Below are 14,010 nucleotides of genomic sequence, written 5' to 3'. Positions count from 1 at the left end.
TTACACCGTAATTGTCTTGGGTCGGCGGCGTTCCATCCAGATGACCACGAACAGACGCGTCACAAAGATCGCCGTGAAGATCGAGGTCAGGATGCCAACGCCCAGCGTCACCGCGAACCCGCGCACCGGGCCCGAGCCCATCAAGAACAAGATCACCGCCGCAATCAGCGTGGTGATATTGGCGTCGATAATCGCGCTCAGCGCTTTTTCATAGCCCAGCTCGATGGCGCGCGCCGGCCCTTTGGCCGTCTTCAGTTCTTCGCGGATGCGCTCAAACACCAGCACATTGGCGTCCACCGCCATCCCGATGGTCAGCACGATCCCCGCGATCCCCGGCAGGGTCAGCGTCGCCCCGATGGTCGACAGCACCGCAAAGATCAGCGCCACGTTTAGCACCAGCGCCACATTGGCAAAGAGCCCAAACAGCCCATAGCTCAGCCCCATGAACACCAGAACCGCCGCAAAGGCGACCATGGTGGCAATGCGCCCGGCCTCGATACTGTCTGCGCCCAGCTCGGGGCCGATGGTGCGTTCCTCAAGGAAGGTCAGCTCCGCCGGCAACGCACCCGCCCGCAGCAAAATCGCCAGCTGCGTGGTGGATTCGATGGTGAACTGCCCGGAAATCTGCCCCGATCCGCCCCGGATCGCGTCGCGGATCACCGGGGCCGAAACCACCTCCTCATCCAGCACGATGGCGAAGGGGTTGCCGATATTCTCGGCCGTGTAATCGCCAAATTTACGCGCGCCCGAGGTGTTGAATCGGAAGGTCACCACCGGCAGACCGTTTTGATCAAAAGCGGGCTGTGCATCTACCAGATCCTCACCGGTGACCACAGCCGATTTGTTGACGATGTAATAGGTGTCGGGCTCGTCCAGCGCAGGGTAAAGCACGTTGCGTGCACCCGGTGCCTCGTTCGGGTTCGACGTGCGGCCCACCACGTGGTTAAACGTCAGCTGCGCCGTGGTGCCGATAATGTCTTTCAACTCCTGGGCTGAGCCAATGCCCGGCACCTGGATCAGAATGCGGTCGGCCCCCTGGCGCTGAATGGTGGGCTCGCGCGTGCCGGCCTCGTCGACGCGGCGGCGAATGATCTCCAGCGATTGCTGCATTGTGCGGTCGTCGGTGGCGATGCGCTCGGCCTCCGACAATGTCACGATCAGCACGTCACCATCGGCGCGCACCTCGATATCGTTGGCCCCCACCCCGGTCAGCGACACGATGGGTTGGGCCAGGCCGCGGACTGCCTGTAATGCCGTCGACATGCCCTCAGGCTGCGAGATCCGCACCCGCAGCTCGTCGTCGGGCCCGTCCTGGCGGCGGATCGTGCCAACGGTGGCGCGCTCTTCGCGCAGCGCGTCGCGCACATCGGTCCACATCGTGTCGATGCGGGTGCCGTACACATCGCTCAGATGCACCTCGGCCAGCAGATGCGCCCCGCCCCGCAGGTCCAGCCCCAGATTGACCAGCGACGATGGCAGCCAGCCGGGCCAGCCATCGCGCGCCGCGGCCCGCTCGGGCGAGTCGCCAAACACCTCAATGGCTGTAACGGCGTCGTTATGCGCCTCGACCCGCTCATAGAACAGGTTGGGCATGGCAAACAGCAGCCCGAACAACAGAACCGCGGCAATCAACAGCCGCCGCCAAAGAGGGATATTCAGCATGAAATCAAGCTTTCTCGGCAGGCTCGGTTTTTGACAGGACCTGCGCGATGGTCGATTGCACAACGCGCACCTTCACACCCTCAGCCAGCTCAACCTCAACCTCGTTCTCATCCTTGACCTTGGTCACCTTGCCGATCAGCCCGCCTTGCGTGACCACCTGGTCACCGCGACGCAGCGCCTCGACCATGGCGCGATGCTCTTTCACCTTTTTCTGCTGCGGACGGATCAGCAGGAAATACATGATGGCAAAGATCAGGATCAGTGGCAGAAACTGGCCAATGGCCCCGGCACCACCACCGGCGGCCTGTGCATATGCGGGTGTTGCGAACATGAGTGTCCCCTCTCGTTTTTGTCCCCGTGGGGGGCCTTGCACCCCGCCTGAATTGGCGCGCACAGTAGAGGCGCGCCCCAAGGATGGCAAGGCGACTTCCACCCGATATGGGGTGCCATTTCGCCGGGTCAATCGGGGGCTACCAATAGGTGCCGTTTTGGCTAAGTTGATCGCGTAAGAGTTGCGGGGGTGCGGGGCGATGGCCGATACAAAACATACGCTAACGACTTGGCTGGGATTCCGACCTGATCCCGATTTTTCTAAAGCCACTTGGCTAGGCAGCCTGTTGGGCGTATTGGCCCTTATGGTTTACGCCGTGGTTTTGATCACGCTTGTGGGAACTCTGATCTGGATGATCGTGGGTATTCCTGGACACTTCGCGAACATTGCATCTGAAAATCCGCCCCTAAACCCGAGCCTCTATTTCTTTGGCATCACAGCGTTGACCGCTTCGCTTGCCGCTGTCGTTGTCTTTCCTTTTACTATCCTCCGAACAATCTACACCCAGCGACAAACGGATGTCGCCGAACAGGGCCACATCACCGACCAGATCAACAAGGCGGTTGAGAATCTTGGCGCTATGCGGGATGTGCGCGACGGCGATAAAATCACCACGCAACCAAATATCGAGGTGCGCATCGGCGGGTTGCTGGCGTTGGAACGGATCAGCAAGAACAGCCCCGATGACCATATCCAGATCATGCAAATCCTCTGCGCCTATATCCGCGAAAACGCGCGGGCACAGGTGGCGGCCGAGGTGTCGTTTGACGCGGATGGCAAGCTTGAGGGCGATGCACGAACCCTGCGCGATGACTTGTTGATGGCCTTCGACATCATCGACCGGCGCGGCCCAAACCTGCGGGCCATCGAAACAAACGCCGAATTCCACCTGAATTTCGAATACGCCGATTTTCGGGGTTTGAACCTGTCGAAACGGGATTTCGCCGGGGCCAACTTACGGTTGACCCAGTTGCAGGGGGCGGACCTCCGCTGGGCGGAGATGCAGGGGGCGGACCTCCGCTGGGCGGAGATGCAGGCAGCAGATTTCAGCAAGGCCGAGATGCGGGAGGCAGACCTCACCGCGGCGAAGATGAATGGAGCAAACTTCGGACGGGCGAAGATGCAAAAGGCAACCCTCAACACTGCGCAAATGCAGGGTGCCGATTTCTATTTTGCCAAAGTAAACAACGCGTCTCTAAGAGATGCGAACATGATAGGCGTGGATTTGAGTCGTGCAGACTTTAGTGGCGTATCCCTTCATGGGGCTGACCTAAGAAGCGCCTGCCTTAATGAAGTGGAACTGCGGCATGCCGAAATCGCTTTTGCCGATTTGCGGGGTGCCAACCTCTATGGCGCGCAGATCCAGGAAACGGAACTAAGGTCTATTGACTTGGTAGGTGCTGCATTGGCGGGGCAAATTCTGTCAATCAACCAGATTGACGATCTGTCTGATCGTAAAGTTTTTTGCGACGGTACAGTCACTTTGCCGGGTGGAAAGGGCCCAAATGATCAAGATTGGCCCGAGCTTTGGCCCAAAGAGGCACTTAAGCTCGACGAATTCCAGAAAGCCTGGCGCGCCTGGCAGGACAAGATCGGTTTCGATCGCACGACATTTACGCTAAAGCCTCCGAACGAGTGAATCACCAACGGACCTGACCCCATGCATGACATCAAAGCCATCCGCGAGAACCCTGCTGCCTTTGACGCGGCGCTTTCGCGTCGTGGGGGGGATGGGGTCTCGGGCGCGGTGCTGGCCATCGACGCGGCGCGGCGCGAAAAGATCACTGCCGCCGAGGCCGCGCAGGCCGAACAGAACAAGGCCTCCAAAGAGGTGGGCGCCGCCAAAGCCCGCGGGGATGAGGATGAGTTTCAGCGCCTGCGCGCGCTGGTGGCCGACAAAAAGGCCGAGGTTGCGCGTCTGAAGGACGAGGCGCAGGCCGAGGATACGCGCCTGACCGCGCTGTTGGCCGAGATCCCGAACCTGCCTTATGACGACGTGCCCGATGGCGCCGACGAGGACGACAATGTCGAGGTCACCCGCTGGGGCACCCCGCGCGAATTCGACTTTGCCCCCAAGGAGCATTTCGAGATTGCCGGGGTTATTCCAGGCATGGATTTTGAGACGGCGGCCAAGATTTCCGGCAGCCGCTTCGTTCTGCTGCAAGGCGCCGTGGCGCGGGTGCACCGGGCGTTGGCGCAGTTCATGCTGGACACCCATGTGACCGAAAACGGGCTGACCGAGACGAACTCACCCGTGCTGGTGCGCGACGAGGCGATGTACGGCACCGACAAGCTGCCGAAATTTGGCGAGGACAGCTACCAGACAACCGAGGGCGCGTGGCTGGTGCCGACGTCTGAGGTGCCGCTGACCTATTCGGTGGCCGGTGACGTGCTGGACGAAGCCGCGCTGCCGATCCGGCTGACCGCCCACACCCTGTGTTTCCGGTCCGAGGCCGGCAGCGCCGGCCGCGACACTTCCGGCATGCTGCGCCAGCACCAGTTCGAGAAGGTCGAGATGGTGTCGATCACCCATCCCGATGCCTCGGATGACGAACAAAAGCGCATGCTGCGCTGTGCCGAGGATCTGTTGGAGCGGCTGGGCGTGCCTTATCGCACCGTGGTGCTGTGCACCGGCGATATGGGGTTCGGCGCGCGGCGCACCTATGACATCGAGGCCTGGCTGCCCGGCCAGGACACCTATCGCGAGATCAGCTCGGTTTCCACCACCGGCGATTTTCAGGCCCGCCGCATGAACGCCCGGTTCCGCCCGGCCGAAGGGGGCAAGCCGGAATTTGTGCACACGCTGAACGGCTCGGGCCTGGCGGTGGGGCGCTGCCTGATCGCGGTGCTGGAAAACGGGCAGCAGGCCGATGGCTCGGTTACCCTGCCCGAGGTTCTGCACCCCTATCTGGGTGGCAAGGCGCAGATCACCGCCGAGGGGGTGCTGGCCTGAGGCCATTTGCCCCTGTACGGCGGTGGGTTCTGCGTGTATGTGAGCGCTAACGAACTTAGCCGGAGAACGTGTCATGACCCCCGCCGAAGCATCCGTCAAAACCAAAGCCGTCTGTGACCTGGCACCGGTCATCCCGGTGTTGGTGGTTGAAGACCCCGCAACCGCGCGGCCACTGGCCGAAGCCCTGGTAAAGGGTGGCCTGCCAGTTCTGGAAGTGACCCTGCGCACCGACGCTGCGCTGGAGGTGATCGCCGAGATGGCTAAGGTGGATGGTGGTGTTGTCGGCGCAGGTACCCTTTTGACCTCGGACGACGTGGAAAAAGCCAAGGCAGCTGGCGCGACATTCGGTGTGTCGCCGGGCTCTACCCCGCGTCTGATGGATGCCTGCGAAGCCAACGACCTGCCCACGTTGCCAGGTGCAGCCTCGGCGACCGAAGCGATGGCGCTGTTGGAGCGCGGCTATACCGTGCAGAAGTTTTTTCCGGCCGAGGCGGCAGGCGGTGCAAAGCTGCTGAAATCGCTGGCCTCGCCTCTTCCGCAAATCCGCTTCTGCCCAACGGGGGGCGTCAGCCTGTCCAACGCAACCGATTACCTGTCGCTGCCCAACACACTGTGCGTCGGCGGCAGCTGGGTTGCCCCGGCCAACCTGGTCAAAGCCGGGGATTGGGACGGTATCACCAAATTGGCGGCCGAGGCTGCCGCCCTGCCCCGCTAACTAACCATCCAGCCGTGCCGCGCGACCACCGCGGCGGCGCGGCACCACGCCGGTCTGCGCTGCCTCGCGCAATATGCGGGACATGGGGTGGTCTGGCGTCGTGTGGCGATCCAATAGCGCCTGAATTGCCGATGCGCCTGTATCCCCTGCGGTCACCGCCCAGTTCAAAAAGATAGTGCGGCATTGCGCTTCGGTGATGTCGTCGATGGCATAAGCCTCGGCGATCAGGCCACGCGGATCCGGATCAGTCATGGTTGCCTCCCGCGCGGCCCAGTGCCGCATCGATGGCCTTTGCCGCATCGCTTTGCCGTTCGGCAATGGTTCGGTTCAATGCCGCGGCATCCCGTTCGCCCACTGCGCGCAGCACAAAGGCCAGCCCGCGTGTGCTGAGCACATCCGGCGCCAAGGGCGCATCGGTCAACAATTTGCCAGCAATTTCCATCCGCCGGAAAAGATCATAGGCAATACGCAGCGCATTCGCCTCGCTGTCCGTAAACAGACCCGACCGGCGCCCGGCCTGAATCTGCGCCTGATTCCGTATACTCGGCGCTCCGGCTGACAAGGCTGCGGCTTGCGCCACCAGTTCGATATCCTGCGCACGACCCGGGCCCAGCTTGGCCTCCCACGCGGACCTGGCCGGTTTGGCTTCGGCAAGACGGCGCCGCATATCGGTGACAGCGTGGGCAATTTTGGGCAGGTCCGCATTGTCCTGCAAAAGGCCGCGTCGGAACCCCTCGAAATCCACGGCAAGGCTGGGTGTTCCAGCCACCGCCCGGGCGCGGGTCAGGGCCAAATGCTCCCAGGTCCACGCCTCGGCGCGTTGATAGGTTTGGAACGCCTGCCACGACGTTGCCACCGGCCCCTGATTGCCCGACGGGCGCAGGCGCATATCCACCTCGTACAACTTTCCTTCGGCCATCGGCACCGTCAGTGCCGTGATCATCGCCTTCGTGAGGCGCGCATAATACACCCTTGTTACCAAAGGTTTTTCGCCGACCGAGCTTTCAACACCTTCCGCGTCATACAACACGATCAGGTCCAAATCCGATCGCGGTCCCAGCCGCCCCGCACCCAGCGAACCCATACCCAGAACGATCCCCCCGCGACCCGGCGGCGGTCCGTGGCGGCGCGCGAAGTTTTCAATCACCACCGGCCACAACGCCGCCACAACGGCCTGTGCCAGGTCGGCATATTGCGCCGCGGCCTCGTCCGTGCCGATCAGCGCACGCAACAAATGTACGCCGGTGCGGAAATGCCATTCCTTGGTCCAGCGGCGCGCGGCGTCCAGCTGACTTTCATAGTCTTCGATCCCGGCCAGATGATCAGCCAGCATATTGCGCAGAGCGGGCCCACCCGGCCAAGGGGCAAAGAAGTCGCCGCCAATTACCGCATCAAATACCGCTGCATTTTGCGACAGATACACGGCAAGATCCGGCGCAGTAGCCGCAATATCTATAACAAGATCAATAAGCTGCGGGTTGGAGTTAAACAACGAGAACAGCTGTACGCCGGCCGGCAGCCCGGCAAGAAATCCATCAAAGGCCCGCAATGTCTCTTCGGGGCGACCCGACGCCTCCATCCGGTCCAACAATCCCGGCCGTAGCCGGGCAAAAAGCTCCTGCGCGCGGGTAGACCGCAGCGCCGGATAAGACGCCCAACGGTCAATTGTTGCCTCGGCCCACGGGGGGACGGCGGATTGTTCTTGCGTATCAGGGGCAAAGAACCCTTCGCAAAGATCGTGCACCGCCTCCAGTTTCGTGTGCAACTCCGCCTGAAACGCCTCTGTTTCGGCATGGCCACAGAACCGCGCCAGCCGGTCGAACCCATCAGGATTTGCTGGCAAATCATGGGTTTGCGCATCGTTGATCATCTGCAGGCGATGCTCCACTTCGCGGTGGGCGCGGTAATGCGTGATCAACGCATCACTGACCTCTGCCGGTATCCAGCCAGCCGCGGCCAATTGCGACAAACCTTCAACGGTCTGCCGTGACCGCAGCCCCGGGTCGCGACCGCCCGCGATCAACTGGCGTGTCTGCGTGAAGAACTCGATCTCACGTATGCCACCCCGCCCCAGCTTCATATTGTGACCATTCAGGTCAAGTTCGCCGTGCAAGCCTTTGTGATCGCGTATTTTCAGACGCATATCGTGGGCGTCCTGGATGGCGGCAAAATCCAGGTGCTTGCGCCACACAAAGGGGGCCAGACGAGCCAGGTAAGCCTCGCCCGCGGCAATGTCCCCGGCGCAAGGCCGTGCTTTGATATGGGCGGCGCGTTCCCATGTCCGCCCAACGCTTTCATAGTACCGTTCGGCCGCTTCCATCGCGATGCAGACCGGGGTCACCGAGGCATCCGGGCGCAGCCGCAGGTCGGTGCGAAACACATAGCCCTCGGCGGTATTGTCGGACATCAACGTCGCAAGTTTGCGCGTGATCCGCACAAACGCGGCCCGCACATCGTGGTAATCGTCACGGTCATAGCGATCTTGGTCAAACAGGCAGATCAGGTCGATATCAGACGAATAGTTCAACTCGCCCGCCCCCATCTTGCCCAGTGCCATCACAACCATGCCGGCCCCGGTCACAGCATCATCAACCGTTTGTCCCGGCAATTTGCCACGCGCGATTTCGGCCGTCACCAAATGGGTCAGCCCCACTTGCAAGGCCGCATCGGCGAAATCTGTGAGCGCTTGCGTCACGGCCTCCAACGGCCAGATCCCGGCCAGATCGGCCAAGCCTGCCCACAAGGCCACGCGCCGTTTCGCCACGCGCAACGCAGCGCTTAACCCGGCCTGAGGCAAGGCGGCGACCTCCTGCAACAGCGCGGCCTGCACCGCATCCACGTCTTGCGTCAAAACGCTGCGCAGCCAGTCGCCCTCGCGCAGAACAAGACCGCCCAAATAGGGGCTGCAACCGGCGGTTCCGGCCAGCAAGTCCACAATGGCGGCGGGCTGTTCGCCAAACGCAGAACGCACCTCGTCGGCGCGTGCGATGTCATAGGGCAAAGGCGTGCGGGTGATGTCGGTGGCAAAACGCATAGGCCTGTTTTGCGCCGCTGGAAAAGCGGCGTCAACGGCTTGCGATCCATTCGACCCTGCGCAATGGTGCCCCCCATGAGCAAGAGTTTGAAACGCGTGAAGACAGCACTGCGCGATGCCGGCTTGCCCGATGAGGTGCTTGAGGTGGGTCAGGCCCGCACCGCTGCCGAGGCGGCCGAGGCTGCGGGCTGTCATCTGGACCAAATTGCCAAGTCGATCATTTTCGGGGCCGAGGATACGGGCCAGGCCGTCCTCTTCCTGACAGCGGGCGGCAATCGCGTGGATGGCGACCGGGCCGGTACGATTGCGGGCACCAAACTGGGCAAGGCGGATGCAGCCCTGATCCGCACCCAGACCGGTTTTGCCATTGGCGGCGTGTCCCCGATCGGACACCTGTCCCCCATACGCGCGTGGTTCGATCCGCGCCTGCTGAATTTCGACGTGGTTTGGGCCGCCGCTGGTACTCCGCGTCATATTTTTCCGATTGACCCGCAGATCCTGTTGAACCTGACCGGTGCGGAACTGGCTGAATTCACCGTCTGTCAGAAAATGTGAATTTGTTTTACATTCCCCCTTGACCGGCGCGGCCTCAATACCAATCTTGGGTAATGTGAAAGACATTCACATCCAACTTTGACCCAAGGAGTACAAAATGAGTTCCGTCGCCACATGGCCCACACAAGCAGAAACCTGGCTCGACCAGCGCGGGAAAGGCGCCTGGATTGCGGCCATGGTGCTTGGTTTCATTTTCTTCTGGCCCGTCGGACTGGCCCTTCTGGCCTACATGATCTGGAGTAAACGCATGTTCAGCCGTTGCAGCAAACGCACCCACTCGCGCCACTATGGTTTCAAATCGTCGGGCAACACTGCCTTTGACGCCTACAAGTCCGAAACGCTGCGCCGCCTGGAAGAAGAGCAGGACAGCTTTGAATCCTTCCTGCAACGTTTGCGCGAAGCCAAGGACAAGTCCGAGTTTGACGCCTTCATGGACGAACGCGCCAAGAAAGCCCGTGAAACCTCGAGCAAAGATGACGAGCCCATCGAAGCCTAAGCTTCACCTCGTCCCCCAAGGCGCCCTGTTTCCCCTGCAGGGCGCCTTCCCTTTATGATAGATTGATTGCCATGAACGCCCTGCCCGACCCCCAACTGCAACCCGAGTTTTACGCCGATATCCCGTCCAAGCGGTTCTTTGCATGGATCATCGACCTTGTGATCATCCTTGCGCTGGTGCTGTTGGTATTGGTCTCGACCTTTGGAATCGCCCTCTTCCTGCTGCCGCTGGTCGTGACGGTGACAAGTTTTGTGTACCGCGTGGCAACAATCTCGGCCGGCTCTGCAACATTTGGCATGCGGATGATGGCCATCGAACTGCGCAACCGCGAAGGTCAGCGTTTGTCGTTCCCCGAGGCTGCTTTGCACACATTCCTGCATTTCGTGATGTTTGGCAGCGTTGTTTTGCAGATCATCTCGATCGCAACAACACTGACCACCGAACGTGCGCAAGGCCTGCATGACCTGATCCTGGGCACCACCGCGTTAAACAAGGCTGCACGTTATCGCGTGTAATCCCTTGGCCTTTCCGGTTCGCTTTGCTAGCGTTTCAGTGAAACGCAGTTTAAGCGACCGGATTATATGCGCCACACGCTCCCTATTGCACCACAGTTTTACGTGACCGCTCCTCAACCCTGCCCCTATCTCGAAGGGCGGATGGAGCGAAAATTGTTCACGGCATTGCAGGGCGAGACGTCGGAAAAGCTGAACAATTCCTTGTCCAAACAGGGCTTTCGCCGGTCGCAAAACGTGTTGTATCGCCCGTCATGTTCGGACTGCACCGCTTGCCTGTCGGCCCGTATCCGCGTTTCAGCGTTTCAGCCGAACCGCTCACAACGCAAATGCATCAACCGAAATGCAGACATGCGCCGCAACGCCTCCAGCCCCTGGGCGACCGAGGAACAATACGCCCTGTTCCGCAAATACCTCGAAGCGCGCCATGCCGAGGGCGGAATGGCCGACATGGATATTTTCGAGTTTGCCGCGATGATCGAGGAAACGCCGATCCGTTCGCGCATCATCGAATACGCCCGCCCCGAAGGTGCGGGGCGCGAATTGGCGGCTGTGTGCCTGACCGACGTGTTGGATGACGGGCTGTCAATGGTCTATTCGTTCTACGACGCCGACCTGACCAAGCGCTCGTTGGGCACCTACATCATTCTCGACCATATCGACATTGCGCGCGAGGCCGGGTTGGAATTTGTCTATCTCGGCTACTGGGTGCCGGGCAGCCCCAAGATGGGCTACAAGGCCAACTTCGCCGGGGTCGAGATCTACAAGGGCGGCCGTTGGCAACCGATGGGCGATCCCAATGCCCACGAGGAAGAGATCCACCCCCTGTCCGTCGAACCTATCGCCGAACAGGTGGCGCACCTGACCCTTCCGGACAGCCTGCCCGCGGCCGACAAAAGCTGACAAATGCCGCATATTGGCGCGTTCACGATCCTCGTGCCCAGCTACGATGCCGGGATCGCGTTTTATTGCGGCAAGCTTGGTTTCAACCTGCTCCAGGACCTGCCGCAACCCGGAAAGCGCTGGGTGACGATCGCACCGCCCGGCGCGACCGAAACGCGGATCGTACTGGCGGAACCCACATCCGAACGACAACAGGCCGCGCTGGGAAACCAAACCGGCGGGCGCATCGGCTTCTTCCTGCATACGGACAATTTCGCCCGTGACCACGCGGCGATGCGGGCTGCGGGTGTCCAATTCGACGAAGAACCGCGCCACGAACCCTACGGCGTGGTCGCCGTCTGGCGCGACCCATGGGGCAACGGCTGGGACCTAATCGAACCGACAGCAACCTGACGCCCACCGGAGCGCCCCAAAGGCGCGACACAAAAGCAGCAAAGCCGCCCCAAGGGGCGGCTTTACCTTTTAACAACGACCTCGTTACGCTACCCCGCAAAGAGGTTCGGCATGATCGTCACAATCGACGGGAACAGCCACAGGATCGCCAGCCCCACCACCTGGATCAACACGAAAGGTATGACCCCGCGATAGATATGGCCGGTGGTCACCTCGGGCGGTGCCACCCCGCGCAGATAAAACAGCGCAAAGCCAAATGGCGGGGTCAGGAACGACGTCTGCAGGTTCACCGCGATCATGATTGTCACCCATTTCGGGTCAAAATCCCCACCATAGATCACCGGCCCTACAATCGGGATCACGATGTAGATGATCTCGAGGAAGTCCAGCACAAAGCCCAGGATGAACAGCACCAGCATCACGATCAGAAAGGCCGTGAACTCGTTGTCATAGCTCTTCAGGAAGTCCTGGATGTAGTGTTCACCGCCAAACGAGATCACCACAAGGTTCAGCAGTTGCGAGCCGATCAGGATGGTGAACACCATCGATGTCACCTTCGCCGTCTCGCGCACGATCGGGCTCAGAACCGCGCCTTTGAACAGCACCCAGCAGGCATAGAAGATGCCGAACATCGCGAACAGATAGGCCGACTTGGCAAAGACAAACGCCACCACGTTCTGCGCCAGCACATTCTCCTGGTTCATCCGCAGGTCGAAGTTGACCCCGATCAAGATCATAACCAGGATCGAGAAGGTCGCCATGATGATCAACCGGCCCGATTTCTGCTCGTCCTGCAACTTACGGAACGCTGCCAGCAGGATCGCCCCGCCCGCACCCAACGCCGCGGCTGGTGTCGGGTTGGTGATCCCACCAAGGATCGACCCAAGCACAGCCACGATCAGAACCAGCGGCGGGAAAACAACGCGCAACAGCTCGTTACGTCCCAACAGCCCGGCCGCATAGCGACAGCCATACAGCGTCATCGCCAGCGGGATTGCCAACCGGATAAACGCGCCACCCGGCGTTGTCGTGGGCGAGATGAACAAGATGTCCACCAAGACCGCCAATACAACACCGGCGCCCCCGATCAGCAACGGACGGGTATCGGCCGACGGGGCCACACCGCGTGCCGTGGTGATGATCAGAGCAAGCAGCAGGAACGCCGTCGCAACACCCGAACCGATGGGCGCAGCCGCGGCCACGCGCTCGGCAAACACGGCTTCACGCTCTTCCGCGCTCAGTTCCCGCGCTTCGGCAACGCCACCGGCATCGTCAATCGCCTTCTGCTCGGCCAGCGCCGTGTCCCAGGCTTCCTGCCCGTGCAGCTCGATCATCGAGATCTGGCACTGTTCAGGGACCGAGGTGCGCAGCGAAGCCGTTTTACCTGCGTCCGAGAAACTGTCGACGATGATGTTCTGGTTGCCGATAACACCGGCGCTGGACAAGGCAATCACCCCGATGATTAGCGCACCCGGAATACCCACGAACCACGTCAGTGCCTCGTTACGGGTGATGACCTCGCCGCCGCTGCCGTCCATTTGCACCGCGGGTGCCTTGGACGGGTTGAACATCGCATAGCCAAAGGCATAGAGGCCATAAAGCAGCGCCAGCATGATCCCCGGCAGCAACGCCGCCTGAAAGAGCGTGCCCACCGACACCACCGCCGGCTCACCCAGATAGGTCAACGCGTCGGAACACCCGGCCTCTTGCGCGCGGGTTTCTTGCGCGGCCGAATACAGGTCACCGGCCAGCGTACCCAACAGAACGATCACGATCGACGGCGGGATGATCTGCCCCAACGTGCCAGAGGCAGCGATCACACCGGTCGCCAGCTCCTTGGAGTAGTTGTTGCGCAACATGGTCGGCAGGCTCAGCAGACCCATCGTCACCACGGTGGCGCCCACGATCCCGGTTGACGCCGCCAGGAACGCGCCCACAACCACAACCGATACGGCCAGGCCACCCGGCAGCGGGCCAAAGACGCGCGCCATGGTGGTCAGCAAGTCGTTGGCGATCTTCGAGCGTTCCAGCGTGATGCCCATCAGCACGAACATCAGCACCGCCAGCAGCGTTTCGATCGACTGACCGGCCAGCACCCGTTCGTTCATCCGGTTCACGATGAAGGACACGTTGCGGTCCAGCGCCGTTTCCCAACCCGACGGGAACACCGCCTCGGCGACCCTTGGCAGGTCGGGGTATCGGAAGATACTGATCTTTTCAGGCCGCACACCCTCGGCGATCAGTGCGCCATAAGCCTCTGACCCGGTGTCGATGGCCTGGTGGATCAACAATCCGGCACTGTCCAGCCCCGCGATGATCCCGAAAGAGATGACCCCCGCACCACCGATGGCAAAGGCCACGGGAAAGCCCGATAGAATGCCTCCAAAGAGGCAAAGGAAGACGATTAGCAGGCCGATTTCGACCCCATCAAGTCCCAATAGCATTGTCTTAGTTCC

At 61.2% G+C, this 14,010-nt stretch carries 13 protein-coding genes; 8 read left to right on the top strand and 5 right to left on the bottom strand.

Going from position 1 to position 14,010, the window contains the following annotated elements; genetic code table 11:
- Window positions 1–1,662 (bottom strand): protein translocase subunit SecD, encoded by a 1,662-nt coding sequence (secD, locus tag ACMU_RS15815; protein WP_035261409.1) that lies wholly within the window; start codon window positions 1,660–1,662, stop codon window positions 1–3.
- Window positions 1,663–1,666: 4 nt separating this feature from the next.
- A complete protein-coding gene (gene yajC, locus ACMU_RS15810) occupies window positions 1,667–1,993 on the bottom strand; it encodes a preprotein translocase subunit YajC (RefSeq protein WP_051588388.1) in 327 nt (108 codons plus the stop codon).
- A 199-nt stretch (window positions 1,994–2,192) separates the two neighbouring features.
- Between yajC and ACMU_RS15805 the strand changes: the two genes are divergently transcribed.
- The 3 genes from ACMU_RS15805 to eda all read left to right on the top strand — a co-directional run bounded on the left by ACMU_RS15805 (window position 2,193) and on the right by eda (window position 5,661).
- Window positions 2,193–3,632, top strand: a complete 1,440-nt coding sequence (locus ACMU_RS15805; protein ID WP_081805556.1) for a pentapeptide repeat-containing protein — start codon at window positions 2,193–2,195, stop codon at window positions 3,630–3,632.
- A 21-nt stretch (window positions 3,633–3,653) separates the two neighbouring features.
- On the top strand, window positions 3,654–4,946 hold the full coding sequence (gene serS, locus ACMU_RS15800; protein ID WP_035261405.1) for a serine--tRNA ligase: 1,293 nt from the start codon (window positions 3,654–3,656) through the stop codon (window positions 4,944–4,946).
- Window positions 4,947–5,019: 73 nt separating this feature from the next.
- Entirely contained in the window at window positions 5,020–5,661 is a 642-nt protein-coding gene (gene eda, locus ACMU_RS15795) for a bifunctional 4-hydroxy-2-oxoglutarate aldolase/2-dehydro-3-deoxy-phosphogluconate aldolase (protein WP_035261403.1), read from the top strand.
- Here the strand turns inward: eda and ACMU_RS15790 are convergent, their stop codons facing one another.
- The gene (locus tag ACMU_RS15790) at window positions 5,662–5,913 is read right to left on the bottom strand and encodes a hypothetical protein (RefSeq protein WP_035261541.1); all 252 of its coding nucleotides are present in this window, start codon (window positions 5,911–5,913) and stop codon (window positions 5,662–5,664) included.
- Window positions 5,906–8,695: a [protein-PII] uridylyltransferase family protein gene (locus tag ACMU_RS15785; RefSeq protein WP_035261401.1), complete on the bottom strand. Its 2,790-nt coding sequence runs from the start codon at window positions 8,693–8,695 to the stop codon at window positions 5,906–5,908. The genes ACMU_RS15790 and ACMU_RS15785 overlap by 8 nt, the downstream gene beginning before the upstream one ends.
- Window positions 8,696–8,770: 75 nt before the next feature.
- Here ACMU_RS15785 and ACMU_RS15780 point away from each other — a divergent pair, with 75 nt between their 5' ends.
- From ACMU_RS15780 to ACMU_RS15760, 5 genes are all read left to right on the top strand, one after another.
- Entirely contained in the window at window positions 8,771–9,250 is a 480-nt protein-coding gene (locus ACMU_RS15780; protein ID WP_035261398.1) for a YbaK/EbsC family protein, read from the top strand.
- A 97-nt stretch (window positions 9,251–9,347) separates the two neighbouring features.
- A complete protein-coding gene (locus ACMU_RS15775) occupies window positions 9,348–9,746 on the top strand; it encodes a DUF2852 domain-containing protein (protein WP_035261397.1) in 399 nt (132 codons plus the stop codon).
- A 71-nt stretch (window positions 9,747–9,817) separates the two neighbouring features.
- The gene (locus tag ACMU_RS15770) at window positions 9,818–10,261 is read left to right on the top strand and encodes an RDD family protein (protein ID WP_035261395.1); all 444 of its coding nucleotides are present in this window, start codon (window positions 9,818–9,820) and stop codon (window positions 10,259–10,261) included.
- A 66-nt stretch (window positions 10,262–10,327) separates the two neighbouring features.
- Window positions 10,328–11,161, top strand: a complete 834-nt coding sequence (locus ACMU_RS15765) for an arginyltransferase (protein ID WP_035261392.1) — start codon at window positions 10,328–10,330, stop codon at window positions 11,159–11,161.
- 3 nt (window positions 11,162–11,164) lie between these two features.
- Window positions 11,165–11,554 (top strand): VOC family protein, encoded by a 390-nt coding sequence (locus ACMU_RS15760; RefSeq protein ID WP_035261390.1) that lies wholly within the window; start codon window positions 11,165–11,167, stop codon window positions 11,552–11,554.
- 89 nt (window positions 11,555–11,643) lie between these two features.
- Here the strand turns inward: ACMU_RS15760 and ACMU_RS15755 are convergent, their stop codons facing one another.
- Window positions 11,644–13,998: a TRAP transporter large permease gene (locus tag ACMU_RS15755; RefSeq protein ID WP_035261389.1), complete on the bottom strand. Its 2,355-nt coding sequence runs from the start codon at window positions 13,996–13,998 to the stop codon at window positions 11,644–11,646.
- Between the last annotated feature and the right edge of the window lie 12 nt (window positions 13,999–14,010).

Origin of the sequence: Actibacterium mucosum KCTC 23349 (assembly GCF_000647975.1) — a bacterium.
GTDB classification, from domain to species: domain Bacteria; phylum Pseudomonadota; class Alphaproteobacteria; order Rhodobacterales; family Rhodobacteraceae; genus Actibacterium; species Actibacterium mucosum.
This window is presented reverse-complemented; position numbering and strand designations above follow the sequence as displayed.